We start from the raw sequence: 15,846 nt of genomic DNA, 5'->3' as shown, positions 1-15,846 counted from the left end.
GTGGGTAGCCCGGTGGTTGATGAGGCCTGCGTCCTGGTCGAAGGCGACTGGACGCACCGCTTCGTGCATGCCAACGGCTCCCGTTTCCACGTCGTCGAAGCCGGCACCGGACCGCTGGTGCTGCTGCTGCACGGCTTCCCCGAGTTCTGGTGGGCCTGGCACGACCAGCTCACGATGCTCGCCGACGCCGGGTTCCGGGCGGTCGCCATCGACCTGCGCGGCTACGGCGCCACCGACAAACCTCCGCGCGGCTATGACGGCTTCACGCTCGCCGCCGACGTGGTCGGCCTGATCCGCGCGCTCGGCGAGCGCGACGCGGTCCTGGTCGGCGCCGGTGCCGGCGGCCTGGTCGCGTGGACCACCGCCGCGTTCCACCCCCGGATGGTGCGGCGGCTCGTCGTGCTCGGCGCCGCGCACCCGCTGCGGCTACGCTCCGCGATCATCACCGATCCGCGCGGCCAGATGGCGGCCTCGGCGCCGTTGCTCAAGTTCCAGATTCCGCGGTACGAGCACACGCTCACCAAGGACGACGCGGCCGGCATCGGTGAGCTGCTGCGAGGGTGGGCCGGTCCGCAGTGGCTCGACACCCCGTCGTTCGCCGAGACCGATTCCCGCTATCGCGAGGCGATGCAGATCCCGCAGGCGATGTTCTGCGCGCTGGAGGCCTACCGCTGGGCGTTCCGGTCGGTGCTGCGGCTGCACGGTTATCGCTTCGTCCGCCAGGTCCGCCAGCCGATCGTCACGCCGACGCTCCAGCTGCACGGTGAGCTCGACGCCGCATCGCTGCCCGGCACGGCGCAGGGCTCGGGCCGCTATGTGATCGCGCCTTACGAGTGGCGCATGCTCGACGGTGTCGGCCACTTCCCGCACCTGGAGGAGCCCGACCTGGTGGCAGGCGAGATCATCCGCTGGGCCAAGAGCTGACACCCCAGCTCGGCATACCTGTCTCGCCCCCGCCCCCTCCCCTGAATTTTAATGCTGGACACGCCGGTAAACCCGTCACCAAAGTCAGGATCAACTTCCACGTACTAGTTGATCCTGACTTTTGTTGCACTTTTGACGGCGTGTCCAGCATTAAAATTCAGGGGAGGGGGCGGGGGCTGGGGCGCGCGTGCTGGGTGAGGGGGGTGAGGGGGGTCAGACGCGGATTTCGCGGACGTCCGTCACTTCGGCCTTCGCCGCCCACCCCTGGTAGACGCCGAAGTCGAACTCCTCCAGGCCGAGCTCGATCGCGACCGGCGCCTTGCCACCCGTGTATTCCACGCGCAGCCAGGTGTTGTGCTCGCCGAGGATGATGAACGGCTCGCCGCGCCACACGCAGGCGGTCCGGATGTAGCAGACGTCCTCGACCTCGCCGATCGACAGCACCCGCACGTAGCGGCCGGGCCGGACCTCCTCGAAGCCGGGCGCCGGATCGGGCAGGTAGATCCGCACGTCGTCGCCGTCGGGGCTGGCTTCATACTCCATCTCCTGCCAGCGGGCGATGTAACCGTCGCGCATCAGGCACCGCCTCCGACGTAGGAATCGGCATCGCCGTCGGTCGCGGAGTCGCCACCGACGCGCAGCCAGCGAGGTCCGTCGGCGTCGAGCACCGCGACCAGGTCCTCGGAACCGTCGGCGTGCAGCCGGAAGAGGCGCGCGCCGTGCGGCAGCCGGGTGCTGTCCACCTTGAACTCGGCGATGATCTCGCGGGACTCGCCGGGTGCGAAGCCGTTGCCCCGGAAGGGAGCCCGCTCGATCACCCAGCCCTCCATCGCCTTCATCGCCGCCTCATTCGAGCCGCCGTAGGGGATGCGGTAGAGGCTCGGCCGGTGTGCCGCCCAGCGCAGGACGTAGATCTCGTCGGCGTCCGGCGCGAACGGGGAGCCGGACCAGGTCAGGCCCAGCGCTGCGCGTACCTGGGCGGGGGTTTTGAGGCGGCCCACCTCGCGCGCGCGATGCACGAAGCCCGAGACGCGGTCGTACCCCCGGTCGAGGTAGTAGGAGACCTGGCTCGGCGCGATCGCCTTCTGCATGTCGATCACCGTGTCGGCGGCCGAACGCGAAGCCGCAGCCGGAGTCGGCGCGATCTCCTTGCGGTCCTCGGTGCCGAGGCCCATCTGCGCCGCCCAGCTCGCGAGCGCGAGCACCTGCTCGCCGGGGAGCGTGGCGCCGACGGGGGTGCCGGGGTTGACGGCGAAGGAGAGCCGCTCGTCCGGCCACGCCGCGATGATCTGCACGAAACGGCACTTGACCAGCTCGCACTCGGGCGGCGCTGCGGCGGCCAGCTCCGGCGACGTGTAGACGACGATGAACGGCTCACCCCCGATCTCCTCGAAGTGCCAGTCGAAGTCGGGGTCGCGCGGGCGCAGGTTGGGGTCGGCGCCGGGGCTGATCGGCACGAGCACCGAGGCGAGCAGCAGCACCGACTGGAAGACGTCGGTGTCGCCGGCCTCGGCCGCGTCGAAGAGGTCGCGCTCGACCTGGTTGGCCGGGGCGAAGGTGTTGGCGTGCCGGGCACCGGCCGGGCGGCGCGCCGTCGAGGACGACGAGACGCCGGGGGCGGCCTCCAGCGCGAGCGGCGGTGCGGCGGGCACGGGGTTCGACTCCGCCTCGGACCGGGAGCGCCCCGGCATCCGCACGTCGCCGCGCGCGAGCTGGGAGACGAACCAGGACGGCAGGTACCCCTCGATCGGCAGGCCGGGGTTGATCGCCAGCCACCAGTCGTGGTTGGGCCACTCCTCGGCGAGCTGGGCATAGGGGACGCGCCGGGCGGAGCCCGCGTTGTCGGCGAGGCAGGCATACATCGCCTGCTCGGAGGTGAAGGCGAGCAGGTGGGTGCGCGTGTCGGCACTCCACGTCGCCCAGCCCATCGGCGCCCGACCGGCGAGCGCCTCCGCCGAGACCGGCAGGAGCAGCTCGATCCGGGAGAGAATGCGGAAATACATCTCCTGGTCACCGTTGCGCAGGGCATCACGCAGCGCCGCCTCGGCCTCGGTGCTCGGCTGCCACTCGGTCACGGTCACCTCCGCCACGCATCGGGGACACACTGTGTGGTCCGTCGCGTACAACTTACAAGCAAGGCAACACGCGGCGCGCCTTAGCGGATAGCATCGGCGCGGTCCACTCGCCGACAATCGCGCGCTGGGGAGGCGATTGATGACGATTCGTGCCCTGATGGCCGGAACATTCATCGCCTCGATCGCAATAATTTTCGCTCCGGGCGTCGCCCGCGCCGCGTGCGATCCGCCACCGCCGACCGCGAAACCGACCAAGGAGAGCTACTGGGCGCTCCAGCGCTTCGGACTCGATCGGCTCCCGTCCGGCATCGACGGCCGGGGCACCGTCGTCGCCGTCCTCGACTCCGGCGTGGAGGCCGACCATCCCCTGCTCACCGGCCGGGTCATCGACGGCGCGGACATGCTGCACTCCTCGGCGACCAGGGGCCGCGAGGACTGCGTCGGCCACGGCACGGCGGTCGCCAGCCTCATCGCGGGCAAGGCCGTCGGCGACTTCCGCGGCATCGCCCCCGGAACAACCATCCTGCCGGTACGCGTGAGCGAACGCACCCGAGCCGACGACAAACGTGCCGAGACTGCCTCGCCGCAGAAGCTCGCCGACGCCATCGACCTGGCGATCAACCGGCACGTCGATGTCATCAACATGTCGTTCGCGATCACCGCCGACCGGGCGGAGCAGTCCGAGGCCGACGCCCCCGAGGTGCGCTCCGCCATCGCCCGAGCGGTCGCGGCAGACATCGTCATCGTGGCTGCCGTCGGCAACGATCATCCCAAGAATGTCAGCTTTCCGGCCGGATATGACGGCGTGCTGGGGGTGGGTGCCATCACCGGGGACGGCACCCGGCAGCAGGCGTCGATGATCGGCTCCTTCGTCAAGGTCACCGCACCCGGCGAGAACATCGCGGTCGCCTGGCCCCACGGCACCCGCAACGTGCAGACCGGCACCAGCTTCGCCGCGCCGATCGTCGCCGGAGTCGCCGCGCTGCTCCGCCAGGCCCACCCTGACTGGACCGCTCGTCAGGTCGTCGATCAGATCACCGCAACAGCGGATCCGTCCCTGGGCGGTCGCGGCTCCACCACTCACGGGGCCGGCGTGGTCAACCCGGTCCGGGCACTCACCGAGACCGTTGCCGTCGGCAAGCCCTTCGCCGTTCCCGCCCTGGCCGCCACCGCAGCGGACCCTGCCGCAGTGGCCGCCGCCGCCCGGGCGACGAGTCGGCGCCATCTGGCTCTGTGGCTGGCCGCAGCCGGTGCAGCCCTGGCAGCCCTGACCCTCCTCGCCGCCACCATCCGAGCCCGAGCCCGCCCCCGCGCTGAGGAGATCGCGCGAGATCGTGCTGTTTCCCGGAAATAGCCCCCTCGCAGCGCGTCGGTAGGGCCTGTTTCCGGGAAGCAACGCGATCTCGCCGCAAACACACCCGGGGAGCCCCGTTAGGACCAACTCTTGAAGAGTTGCGGCGATCTTGGCGCAGGCTGACACGCCGACAAACGCGGGAAAGGGTTCGGGGCGGGGTGGCGTGCGACGGGATCACGCCTCACCGGCCGTCGCATGCCACTCCCGCCCCGAAATCCGGAGCGCTACACCTACTCGAACAAGCGGGTGTTGGAATCCTCGGTCTCCCGATACCGCCCCGCGGACTCCTCGAGCGCCCGCCGGATCTCCCGCAGGATGTTCTCCAGATCCCCGGCCGCCGCGCGCCAGGCCTTCTGTCGCTGCTCGTAGGCGACCTTGGCGTCACCGTCCCAGCTGGCGACGAGCGGTGCCGCGTCGGACTCCAGCTGGCCGAGCTGCGAGTTGAGCGTGTTGAGCGCGTTGTGGATATCCAGGCCGGCCTGCTGCAGGGCAGCGAAGTTGATGATCAGCGTGTCGCCGTCGTGACTCATGACTACCTCCCCGAAGGTCTTCTTACAGCGCGAGCTGGACGCCGCCGCCGCTGTGGATGGAGTTCATTCGGCCGGCGGCGTCCGTGTCGGTCGCGTCGTACTGCTTGCCTGCCGTCCGGATGGCGGTCGCGGTCTCCCGCAACGCCTGCTGAAGCTTGCGCTGGTCGGCCTCCCAGGCGAGCTTCACCTGGTCGAAGGACCTGCTGCCCTGGCCCTTCCAAGCGCCCTGCAGCACGGACAGCTCGTCCATGAGCCGCTTGAGCATGCCCTGGAGCGAGTCGTTGGTGGCTTCGAACTTCGCCGCCGTGCTCTCCATGATCGCGGCCTGAGCCTGTGTCTGGGACATCGTCACCCCGTCCTCTGTCGTCGATTCACCATGCGACACGGTCGGCACCGTCCCTCCACAGAGGAGTTCGTCAGGAACCGATGGATCCGCGCGCTGGAGGAGACGCTAGTCGCGACCCATCGACCGTGCTACCCCATGTGGATAACTCAATCAACTGAGAGTCACAGCCTGCATCGCGTCGTCCACGCCCAGCCTGGGGCCCTCGGGGAGCAGGGCGACGAGCGCCGTCGGCATGCGTACGGGGACGGTGGTGGCGAAGCCGAGTGCTGCTCGGGCTGCCGCGTTCTCAAGGGCGAACTGCTGTCCGAGATCGGTGACGAGACTGACCACGCCGCCGGAGGTGCCCGCGGTGGTGAAGCCCTCCACCAGCACGCCGCGCCCGGGCTCGACGAGGACGTAATCGGCGATCACTGCCCGGGTGCCCTTCCGCTCCCCCGCCGTCCGGGACAGCGCCGACAGATCCGGCACGGTGGCGTTGAAGCGGATCTCGCGTACCCCCTGGTCGTCCGTGGTGGTGGCACAGAGTCCCGCGGACCCGGTGTTGACGAAGGCCGGGACGAACGGTGGCGGCGCGAGCTCGCCGGCGGGCAGGAGCGACCGGGGGTTCGACGGCGGCGCGTCACCGACCGTCCTGGTCGGACTCCGCTGCCCCAGCACGTTGGCCTGCAGTGCGGTGATCTCCGCGAGGCCGTCCCGCACGGCGGCGAAGTAGCGCGGCGTGCCGCCGTCGGGCGGCTCGAACCGGAAGACGTCGCCGACGGAGGCGTCGCCGTAGCTGGATCGACCCGACGGGCCGAGCGGCGGCGCGACGATGGGATCCCCGGCGGGCACCGCATTGAGGAAGGCCGGGTCCACCGACCGCGCCGGTGCGTTGTGCATCCGCAGCGCCGCGAGCACGGAGTTGCCGTCGCCCCTGCCCCGGACCAGGTATTTCCGGTTGCGCCACAGCAGGTAGACGGTGTTCGGATCGCCCGCCGCCGCGACGGTCGTGGCCGACTCCTCGGCCAGCGGCCTGCCACCGACGGACCGGTCGCCGATCGCGAGCAGCGAGACCGCCTCGGCCGTGGGCGTCGTGGCAGCGCAGACGGTCCACGCGCCGCTGACCAGCTGCTCCGGCGCGGGCACCGCATCGGGTGCGTCGGTGATGCCGAGCAGCGAACCGCGCGGCGTGTCCGCGAGCGAGGACCGTCCGACCTGGAGGACGGCGGGCGCGCCGCCACCGGCGATGAGCAGCGCGGATGCCAGATTGCGTACGGGATGGAGCACGCCGTCGCGGTAGACGAAGCTCGCGCCGGACTCCTTCTCGACGATCACCGAGTTGGGCGTCGCCTTCCAGTCGGCGTTGGAGCCGCCCGCGAAGACGCCGTAGACGGCGAATCCGGCCACCCCCACCATCGCGATCATCAGGCTCGCGAGTGCGGCGACGGCGACCCGGCGGAACGGCGACTGCGCCGGATCGGTCTCCCGGACGACCAATGCCGAGACCACACGCTGCACCATGAATTGGTATGAGTGCAGCTGATCCTGCCTCGAAGGCATCGATCCTCCCCATGTGACGCACGTGGGGCCTAGGATAGCGGCGCTGAGGCATGCGGAAGGGGGCGCGGCGGATGACGGTGGTGGCGGAGCGAAGCAGGGCCACTCCGGCAGCGGTGCCGCGACGGGGTTCGCGTACCACGGGCGTCCACAGTGGTCAGATCGTCGCCACCCAGATCGCCGTCGTCGCGATGATCGTGGGCGTCGCCGCGGGAGTCGTCGCCACGCTCGCGCTCGCCCCGATCGCCGCCGCGCTGCTCGTGCTCGCGTGGAGCCGGCTTCGCGGTCGATGGCTCTTCCAGTGGACGCGGGTCTGGCTCAGCTACCGCACCCGGTGCCGCACTCTGGCGCCCGCCTCCGACGCGACCGCGCTGATCACGCTGCTGCGACCCGGCGCGCGGATCGAGGAGGCCGAGCTCGACGGCGTTCCCGGCGCGATCATCGCCGACGGCGGCGGGCTGACCGCGCTCGTCGACCTCGGCGACCCGGCCCTCCTGCCCGCGCAGGCGATGGTCCTGCTGCGCTCACCGGTCGACCTGCTGCCGACGCCCGCGCCCGACACGCCCCGCCACCGGTTCCAGCTCGTGCTCTCCGCCGTCCACGCGAGCGGGTCGGGCTCGGTGGGTTCGGCCTATCGGCAGCTCACCGAGGGTCGGATCGCCGCCGGTGAGCGCGCCGTCCTCGCGGTGCACGTGCCCGCGGCCGAGGAGTGGTCCGAGAGCGACCTGCGCCGAGCGCTCAGCGGCGCGGTCCGCAAGGTCCACCGCAAGCTCGGCGATTCGCCCGCCCGCGTGCTCGGACCGGACGGCGTCCTCGCCGCGCTGACCGAGCTCGCCCACCACGACGGCGCCCACCCGGTGCGCGAGACGTGGAGCAGTCTCCACGCAGGCGGCCTGCCGCAGGCCGCCTTCCGGCTGCGGCGCTGGCCCGACCTGCGCGGCGAGGCCGCGCGCGACCTCATCCCCCGGCTGCTCGCGCTCCCCGGCAGCACGGTCACCGTCTCGCTCACGGTCGGCCCGTGGGTCACGGCCGCCACCACCCTCAGAGCCGATCTGGTGGTACGCCTGACCGCCGCCGACGCACCGTCGCTCGCCGCCGCCACCACCGCCCTGCACCGGGTGCTCGCATCGGAGAAGGCAGCGGCCCGGCGACTCGACGGCGAGCACCTCGACGGGCTCGCGGCGACCCTGCCCCTGGGCGGCACCGCACCGGCGGTCCTGCCGACCCAGGTCGAGCACGGCTCGATCCGGCCCGCCGCCCCGCTCTCCGGTCTGCGGCTGCCCTTCGGCACCGCCGGGCTGATGGTCGGACCCAACCGCCGCCGGGAGCCCGTCACCGTGCGGTTCTTCCGGCCGGAGCCGACCCGTGCGATGCTCATCGGCGGTGTCACATCAGCGCAGCTCCTGGCCTTGCGATCAATGGCGCTCGGCGCCCGGGTCATCGTGCAGACGACCCGTCCCCAGGCATGGGAGCGGTTCTTCCGCAACCTCGGCGGGCCCAACGACTCGATCGCGCTCGCCATCCCCGGCAAGCAGGTCTCCGTACCGGCCGCGACCCGGCTCCGACCCCTGCTCCTCGTGGTGGACGTGGGCGCCGTCGGCGCGGACCGGTCCGCCGGGCACCCGTGGCACACGACGCTGGTGCTCCGCGACGAGCTGGCCGCCGTCGACATCGACGCGCTGGGCCATGCCGACATCGCCCTGGTCCAGCCGATGTCGGCGCAGGCAGCAGGCATCGCCGTCGCCGTGCTCGGGCTCTCCGAGAGCCAACGCGACGCCTTCGCCCGGCCCGTCCCCGGGCTCATCGGCGTCGTGCACCGCCGATCGGTCCGATGGGCCTCGCTCGGCACCGCTCCACTCGAACAACAACTTCTCACGTAAGGATTGCTGATGGGCATTCTCCTCCGCCTGGGAGCCAGCGCATTCGCACTGTGGCTCGCCACCCTCGTCTTCGACGGCATCTCGGTGACCGCCGAGACCACCGCCGGCAAGGTCGGCACCTTCGTCCTCGTCGCCCTGATCTTCGGGGTCGTCAACGCCGTCCTGCGGCCGATCATCAAGACCGTCGGCTGCGCGTTCTACGTGCTGACGCTCGGCCTGCTGGCGCTCGTCGTCAACGCCCTGCTGTTCATGCTCACGAGCTGGATCGCCGGGCAGCTCGGCATCCCGTTCCACGTCGACGAGTTCTTCTGGGACGCGGTCCTGGGCGCCCTCTTCGTCGGCGTCGTCAGCTGGCTCGTCAACATGTTCATCAACAGCGACGACTGACTCATGGCACGTTTTGCAGCAAAGCGTGGCCTCGATTCGAATCGAGGCCACGCTTTGCTGCAAAACGTGACGCGGGGCACCTCGGGGGCGAGCATTGTAATGACCGAAGGGCAGTACGGTACTTAACGTGAGCGACCTTCGGCGTGGTTATCTCTTCGGCTTCACCGCTTATGTGCTGTGGGGCTTCTTCCCGCTCCTCTTCAAGCACCTCCACGCCGCCGGAGCACTGGAGATCCTGTCGCACCGGGTCGTCTGGGCCCTGCTCTGCGTCGCCGTCGCGATCACCGCCATGCGCCGCTGGGCCACGATCCGCGAGCTGGTCAGGAAGCCCGCCACGATGGGCGGGATCGCCGTCGCCGCCGTGCTGATCGCGATCAACTGGTGCACCTACATCTACGGGGTCAACGCCGATCGGGTGGTGGAGACCTCGCTGGGCTACTTCATCACCCCGCTCTTCGTCATCCTGCTCGGCGTCGTCGTGCTGCACGAGCGGCTCCGGCCGGCCCAGTGGGCGGCGGTGGGGATCGGCGCGATCGCCGTCGTCGTGCTCACCGTCGATTACGGCAGGCTGCCCTGGATCGCACTCACCCTCGCCGCCTCGTTCGGCATGTACGGCTTCGTCAAGAAGCGCCTGGGCCTGCCGGCCGCCGATGGCCTGTTGATGGAGTCGGCGGTGCTCGTGCTGCCGTGTCTGGCGTACCTGGGGATGCTCGTCGGGACCGGGGAGAGCTCGTTCGGCACGGCCGGGACCACCCACACGCTGCTCCTGCTCGCCTCCGGCGTGGCGACCGCCGTGCCGCTGCTGCTCTTCGCGGGCGCGGCCAACCGGCTCCCGCTCTACGCCCTCGGGACGCTGCAGTATGTCGCGCCGGTGCTGCAGTTCGCGCTCGGCGTCTTCCTCTTCCACGAGCCGATGCCGCCCGCCCGCTGGGCCGGTTTCGCGATCGTCTGGATCGCGCTCGTCGTCTTCAGCCTCGATGGGATCTGGGCCGCCAGGCGTAGTTCACGTCTGGTTCACGCAACGGCCTAGCTGCGCTCAGGAAGCCCTTCTAGCGTGCGGCCGGTAGCACCCGGCCAATCCACGAATTGAGGCTTCTCCTATGAACCCCAGAATGCTCCCACTCCTGGGCGGGCAGCACGGTGGGCGATCGTCGATGACGTGCCTTTACCGCTGCGGCAACGCCTGCGACCACCCGGTTCCCAACACCTCCGCCAACGAGTATTTCGGCGATGTCGTGGCGGCCGAGGTGTCCCGTCGCGGGCTGCTCCAGGCCGCCGGTGCCGGTGCCGTGGTCATCGGACTGGCGGGGACGGCCGTCGCCGCGACGGCCGAGCCCGTTCTGGCACACGGCACCTCGGAGACGCAGGGCTGGCGCCACGGGCACGGCCCGCGCCCGCTCACCTTCACCTCCGTGCCGCCGAACCGGGCCGACGCGATCACGGTCCCGGACGGGTACGCCCAGCGCGTCGTCATCCGCTGGGGCGACCCGGTGCTGCCCGGCGCACCCGCCTTCGACGTGCACAACCAGACGGTCGCGTCGCAGGAGCGGCAGTTCGGCTACAACAACGACTTCGTGGCGGTCCTGCCGCTCGACGGGCACAAGGAGCACTGCCGCAGCGCGCTGCTCGTCGCCAACCACGAGTACACGAACGAGGAGCTGATCTTCCCCGGCTTCACGGGCCACGACGCGCTCACCGTCGAGCAGCTCAAGATCGCCATCTCGGCGCACGGACTGTCGATCGTGGAGATCGAGCGGATCGGGCACAGTGGTGCCTGGCGCCTGGTCACCCACGGCCGCCGCCCCTACAACCGGCGCATCTCGGCCCTGACCACGAAGTTCGCGGTCACGGGACCGGCCGCAGGCACCGCGTCACTGAAGACCGCCGCCGACCCGACCGGTCGCAAGGTGATCGGCACGCTCAACAACTGTGCCGGCGGCGTGACGCCGTGGGGCACCATCCTGTCCGGCGAGGAGAACTACAACCAGTATTTCGTGGGTGCCGACGGCGCCCCGGCCGAGGCGAAGGAGTCGCTGGCCCGCTACGGTTTCGCCACGACCACCCGTTACCCCTCGGGCTCGCGCAAGTGGGACCGGGCCGACGCCCGCTTCGACCTGGCGGTCAACCCCAACGAGGCCAACCGCTTCGGCTGGATCGTGGAGATCGACCCGACCGACCCCGACTCGACCCCGCGCAAGCACACGGCGCTGGGCCGCTTCAAGCACGAGGCCGCGACGATCGAGATCGCCAAGGACGGCCGCGCGGTCGCCTACATGGGTGACGACGAGCGCTTCGACTACCTCTACAAGTTCGTCTCGCACAAGAAATACCGCCCCGGCCAGCGCAAGCACAACCTGACGCTGCTCGAGTCGGGCGACCTCTTCGTCGCGAAGCTCTCCTACTCCAGCCCGGAGTCGGAGATCGACGGGACGGGCACCCTGCCCTCCGACGGCGCCTTCAACGGCGGCGGCGTCTGGCTGCCGCTCGTCAAGGACGGCGTCTCGAAGGTCCCCGGCATGACCGTGGAGCAGGTGCTCGTCCACACCCGCCTCGCCGCCGACAAGATCGGTCCGACGAAGATGGACCGGCCCGAGGACGTCCAGCCGAGCCCGGTGACCGGCCGCGTCTACGTCGCGCTCACCAACAACACCGCTCGGGCGCCGGGCGCGAAGGCCTCCGCCGATGAGGCGAACCCGCGCAACAACAACAAGCACGGGCACATCCTGGAGCTGATCGAGACGCACAACGACGCGGCGGCTCTGACCTTCACCTGGTCGATCCCGATCGTCTGCGGCGACCCGGCGGACCCGAAGACCTACTTCGCGGGCTTCGACAAGACCAAGGTCTCGCCGATCTCCTGCCCCGACAACCTCGCCTTCGACCCGTCGGGCAACCTGTGGATCTCGACGGACGGCAACGCTCTGCGTACGCCGGAGGGGCTCTCGCTCAACGACGGCATCTTCGCCACGCCGCTGAGCGGCCCGGAGGCCGGTCACGTCAAGCAGTTCCTCTCGGTGCCCTACGGCGCCGAGGCGTGCGGCCCCGTCGTCACCGAGGACGGACGCAGCGTCTTCGTCGCCGTGCAGCACCCGGGTGAGATCGCCGGTGCCACGGTGGAGAACCCGGCCTCGCGCTGGCCCGACGGCGACTTCGCCCGTCCCGCCGTCGCAGTGGCGTGGCGCCCGGACGGACGCCCGGCAGGCGTGTAACCAGCACTGATCTGGTCAGCACTGGTCGGCGGCGGCTCCTTTTCCGGGGAGCCGCCGCTTTCTCACACCGTCGCGTCGACCATCGTGCTGGCGAGCAGCTTCGCCGTCGTCTGGAGGCGCTGGCGGATCGCCATCGCGTGCGGCGACATGTCCTCGGCCGGCAGCGAGCAGGCGACGACGTAGCGCCGCTCCAGCTCCCGATCGGCACTGACCAGCACGGATGCGCAGGCGACGCCGGGGCGGAACTGGGCCACCTCGACCTGCATGCCGTGCCGCTGGCCCTTGGCGATGTCGGCTTCGAGGCCGGTCGTCGAGATGATCGTGTTGTTGGTGAACTGGCGCAGCCCGCCGGTGTCCTTGACGTAGCGTTTGCGCTGGTCAAGAGTGAGGGTGCTGAGCAGGGACTTGCCGAGGGCGGTCGCGTGCGCGCCGTCGTCGAAGCCCGGCACGAGATCCTCCAGATAGGGCGACCTCGGGCCTTCCCCCACCGCGGTGATCGCGACCCGGCCGCCGACGAAGCTCGCCATGTAGTGGCTGTAGCCCGTCTCCACCGCCGCTCGCCGCAGCACGTCACCGACGCCGACGGGGCCCCGGAAAGCGGTCACGAGCTCGCGATATCGATCAGCGACCTCGAGGCCGACCACATAGGTCCCATCCTCGCGCCGGTTGACATAGCCCTCGTAGGCCAGCGTCCGCACCAGGTGGTAGGTGGTCGCAACGGTCAATTCGCAGCGCCGGGCGATCTGCTTCACCGTGAGTCCGCCGGGGGTGCGGCCGACCGCCTCCAGCACGCGGAGCGCGCGAGAGACACTGCGAATCAGATCAGTTGGTTCTGCTTGCGGGTCACGCACATCGCCCTCCGTCAACACTCTCAGTTGTCGAAGACGTACCGGCTCTCCACCATATGCACAAACGCCCATCCCGTGAAGGGCCCGTGAGAAGAATGAGTTTTGCGTGTCGCAAATTGCATGGAATTAATGCCCGTGCAACAAATTAACTCGTTCGGTCCACAATGGCGTGACACAGCGAGGCGAGGGCGCGGCGGGCGGCGATGTCCGGCAGCCCGCTCAGCGCCTCGGCGGCCTGGTCGGCATAGTCGCGCACCGTCTGCCGTGCCCGCTTGAGCGCGGCCGAGTCGCGCAGCAGCGCCAGCGCCTCCGCGTGCAGGTCGTCGTCGGTCACCGGACCGGCCGCGAGGATCTCGCGCAGGCGCACCGCCTCCAGCGACGGCTCGTCGTCGGCGAGGGCATAGAGCACAGGCAGGGTTGGTACGCCTTCGCGCAGGTCCGTGCCCGGCGTCTTGCCCGACTGCAGGCTGTCGCTGGCGATGTCGAGCAGATCGTCGGAGAGCTGGAAGGCGATGCCGATCATCTCGCCGTACTCCGTGAGCGCCTCGATGGCGTGCTCGGGAGCACCGGCCATCATGGCGCCGATCCGGGCCGAGGTGGCGATCAACGATCCGGTCTTCTCGGCGAGGACGGTGAGGTGGTGCTCGATCGGGTCCGAGTCGCGGGGCCCGATCGTCTCGGCGATCTGCCCGTGCACGAGCCGGGCGAAGGTGCGCGCCTGCAGCCGGACGGCCTCGGTGCCCAGTTCGGCGGCGATGTCGGCGGCCTGGGCGAAGAGGTAGTCGCCGACGAGGATCGCCAGGGAGTTGCCCCAGCGCGCGTTGGCGCTGGGTGCTCCCCGGCGCACGTGCGCCTCGTCCATGACGTCGTCGTGATAGAGGGTGGCGAGGTGGGTGAGCTCCATGACGGCGGCCGCGTCGACGAGCCGCGCGTCGGTCGGATCGCCGAACTGGCCGCCCAGCGTGACCAGCATCGGCCGGAAGCGCTTGCCTCCGGCGTCGACGAGGTGCCGCGCGGCCTCCTGCACGAACGGGTCGGAGCTCGCGACGGCTGCATACAGCCGCTGCTCGACCAGGTCGAGCGCGGCCGAGATCGCCGTCTCCAGCCCCGGATCCGTGAACTCGACACCTGATCGCGCGTTAGCGCTGCTCACCACCACGGTTCCCACGATGCCACACCCTGCCCCTCCCCAAGCACTGCACCCGACTGTAACCGGCGCCGTCACCGGCCCCGATCACCGGATGAAGTTGGCCGCCTCGGACGCCAGGTTGAGCAGCGGCTGCGGTGCCACGCCCAGGACCAACGTCAGCACGACCCCGATCATCAGCGCCGCAGCGGTGAGCCCGCCGGGAACGGAGACCGACGGGGTGGACTCACCGGGCTCGGAGAGCCACATCATCACGACGACCCGCAGGTACGGGAAGGCGAGAATCATGCTGGTGATCACACCCGCGATCGCGAGCCAGGTCTGCCCGCCGGTGATCGCCGCACCGAAGACCGCGAACTTAGCAGCGAAGAGGCTGGTCAGCGGAATACCGGCGAAGGCGAACAGGACAAACGTGAAGATACCGGCGAAGAACGGTGAACGCCGTCCCAGACCCGCCCAGCGGGACAGGTGCGTCGCTTCTCCGTCGGCATCGCGGACGAGCGTGATGACCGCGAACCCGGCGATCACCGCGAAGCCGTAGGCCGCGAGGTAGAACATCGTGCTCGACAGGCCGTCCTGGCCGCCGCCCAGTACGCCGACGAGCAGGTAGCCCGCGTTGGCGATGGACGAGTAGGCGAGCAGCCGCTTGATGTCGGTCTGCGTCACCGCGAGGACGGCGCCGACGAGCATCGTCAGCACCGCGATCGCGCCCAGCACCGGCACGTAGGGCCACTGCGCGCGCTCGAAGGCCACGTAGAGGACCCTCAGCAGGCCGCCGAAAGCCGCGACCTTCGTGCACGCCGCCATGAAGGCCGTGATGGAGGTCGGGGCGCCCTGGTAGACGTCGGGCGTCCAGACGTGGAACGGCGCGGCCGCCGCCTTGAAGAGCAGGCCGATCGCGAGCAGCGCCAGACCGGCGTAGACGAGGCCGGTGTTCTTGGTGGACCCGAGCAGGGCGCTGTCGATCTCGGCGAAGGTCACCCCGCCGGCGAAGCCGTAGACGAGGGCGATGCCGAAGAGGAAGAACGCCGAGGCATAGGCGCCGAGCAGGAAGTACTTCATCGCCGCCTCCTGCGAGATCAGCCGCCGGCGGCGAGCCAGTGCGCAGAGCAGGTAGAGCGGGAGGGAGAAGACCTCCAGCGCGATGAACATCGTCAGCAGGTCGTTGGCCGAGACGAAGAGCAGCATCCCGGCGACCGCGAAGATCGCCAGCGGGAAGACCTCGGTCGCGCCCGGCTCGTCCTTCGCCTGCCGCTGGTCGGCCTCGGAGCCGACCGTGATCGCGGCCTGCGCCACGAACGGGCCGCCGTTCTCCAGCGTGCGCTCGCCGATGAGCAGCAGCGCGACGATCGCCAGCAGCACGATCGCGCCCTGCAGGAAGAGGGCCGGCTTGTCGACCGAGACGGCACCGGCCGCCGTGATCGCGTTGTCCGCCGTCACGTCGGCTGCCCGCTTGACGATCGCGATCAACGCACCCACCAGGCCGAGGATGCCCACGGTGAGCTGGACGATGTTGCGCACCGCGCGGCCGACGAAGGCCTCGATGAGGACACCGATACACGCCACGGCGAAGAGGATCAGCATCGGCGCGAGCGCCGCGTAGTCCAGGT

Annotated in this window: 14 protein-coding genes; 6 read left to right on the top strand and 8 right to left on the bottom strand. The window is 70.2% G+C overall.

The window, feature by feature from the left end:
- The gene (locus F4553_RS23300; protein WP_312875318.1) at nt 1–924 is read left to right on the top strand and encodes an alpha/beta fold hydrolase; all 924 of its coding nucleotides are present in this window, start codon (nt 1–3) and stop codon (nt 922–924) included.
- Between the two features lie 213 nt (nt 925–1,137).
- On the opposite strand, the gene F4553_RS23295 is transcribed toward F4553_RS23300, so the two are convergent.
- Entirely contained in the window at nt 1,138–1,503 is a 366-nt protein-coding gene (locus tag F4553_RS23295) for a UCP033725 family protein (RefSeq protein ID WP_184841108.1), read from the bottom strand.
- Nucleotides 1,500–2,999, bottom strand: coding sequence for an SseB family protein (locus F4553_RS23290; protein ID WP_184839267.1), 1,500 nt, complete (start codon nt 2,997–2,999; stop codon nt 1,500–1,502). The genes F4553_RS23295 and F4553_RS23290 overlap by 4 nt, the downstream gene beginning before the upstream one ends.
- A gap of 139 nt (nt 3,000–3,138) precedes the next feature.
- Between F4553_RS23290 and F4553_RS23285 the strand changes: the two genes are divergently transcribed.
- On the top strand, nt 3,139–4,353 hold the full coding sequence (locus tag F4553_RS23285; RefSeq protein WP_184839265.1) for a S8 family serine peptidase: 1,215 nt from the start codon (nt 3,139–3,141) through the stop codon (nt 4,351–4,353).
- Nucleotides 4,354–4,583: 230 nt separating this feature from the next.
- Here the strand turns inward: F4553_RS23285 and F4553_RS23280 are convergent, their stop codons facing one another.
- The 3 genes from F4553_RS23280 to eccB all read right to left on the bottom strand — a co-directional run bounded on the left by F4553_RS23280 (nt 4,584) and on the right by eccB (nt 6,768).
- Nucleotides 4,584–4,883 carry a WXG100 family type VII secretion target gene (locus tag F4553_RS23280; protein ID WP_184839263.1) on the bottom strand — a complete coding sequence of 100 codons (300 nt, stop codon included), beginning with the start codon at nt 4,881–4,883 and terminating at the stop codon, nt 4,584–4,586.
- A 22-nt stretch (nt 4,884–4,905) separates the two neighbouring features.
- Nucleotides 4,906–5,229: a WXG100 family type VII secretion target gene (locus F4553_RS23275; RefSeq protein ID WP_184839261.1), complete on the bottom strand. Its 324-nt coding sequence runs from the start codon at nt 5,227–5,229 to the stop codon at nt 4,906–4,908.
- A 150-nt stretch (nt 5,230–5,379) separates the two neighbouring features.
- Nucleotides 5,380–6,768, bottom strand: a complete 1,389-nt coding sequence (eccB, locus tag F4553_RS23270) for a type VII secretion protein EccB (RefSeq protein WP_184839259.1) — start codon at nt 6,766–6,768, stop codon at nt 5,380–5,382.
- A gap of 50 nt (nt 6,769–6,818) precedes the next feature.
- Between eccB and F4553_RS23265 the strand changes: the two genes are divergently transcribed.
- The 4 genes from F4553_RS23265 (at nt 6,819) to F4553_RS23250 (ending at nt 12,241) form a co-directional block, all read left to right on the top strand.
- Nucleotides 6,819–8,645 (top strand): type VII secretion EccE family protein, encoded by a 1,827-nt coding sequence (locus tag F4553_RS23265; protein ID WP_221469985.1) that lies wholly within the window; start codon nt 6,819–6,821, stop codon nt 8,643–8,645.
- Nucleotides 8,646–8,654: 9 nt separating this feature from the next.
- Entirely contained in the window at nt 8,655–9,032 is a 378-nt protein-coding gene (locus F4553_RS23260) for a phage holin family protein (protein ID WP_184839254.1), read from the top strand.
- Nucleotides 9,033–9,159: 127 nt separating this feature from the next.
- Entirely contained in the window at nt 9,160–10,062 is a 903-nt protein-coding gene (rarD, locus tag F4553_RS23255; RefSeq protein WP_184839252.1) for an EamA family transporter RarD, read from the top strand.
- 70 nt (nt 10,063–10,132) lie between these two features.
- Nucleotides 10,133–12,241, top strand: coding sequence for a PhoX family protein (locus F4553_RS23250; RefSeq protein WP_184839250.1), 2,109 nt, complete (start codon nt 10,133–10,135; stop codon nt 12,239–12,241).
- 62 nt (nt 12,242–12,303) lie between these two features.
- Here F4553_RS23250 and F4553_RS23245 read toward each other — a convergent pair whose 3' ends face one another.
- The 3 genes from F4553_RS23245 to nuoN form a co-directional block, all read right to left on the bottom strand.
- Nucleotides 12,304–13,092, bottom strand: a complete 789-nt coding sequence (locus F4553_RS23245; RefSeq protein WP_184839248.1) for an IclR family transcriptional regulator — start codon at nt 13,090–13,092, stop codon at nt 12,304–12,306.
- Nucleotides 13,093–13,234: 142 nt separating this feature from the next.
- Nucleotides 13,235–14,260, bottom strand: a complete 1,026-nt coding sequence (locus F4553_RS23240; RefSeq protein WP_376776285.1) for a polyprenyl synthetase family protein — start codon at nt 14,258–14,260, stop codon at nt 13,235–13,237.
- A 63-nt stretch (nt 14,261–14,323) separates the two neighbouring features.
- A complete protein-coding gene (gene nuoN, locus F4553_RS23235; RefSeq protein ID WP_246467334.1) occupies nt 14,324–15,820 on the bottom strand; it encodes an NADH-quinone oxidoreductase subunit NuoN in 1,497 nt (498 codons plus the stop codon).
- Nucleotides 15,821–15,846: the final 26 nt, after the last annotated feature.

The sequence above is a fragment of the Allocatelliglobosispora scoriae genome, assembly GCF_014204945.1.
Classification (GTDB): Bacteria; Actinomycetota; Actinomycetes; order Mycobacteriales; family Micromonosporaceae; genus Allocatelliglobosispora; species Allocatelliglobosispora scoriae.
The sequence above is the reverse complement of the archived record's forward strand: the minus strand, read 5'-3'. Positions and strand labels throughout refer to the sequence as shown.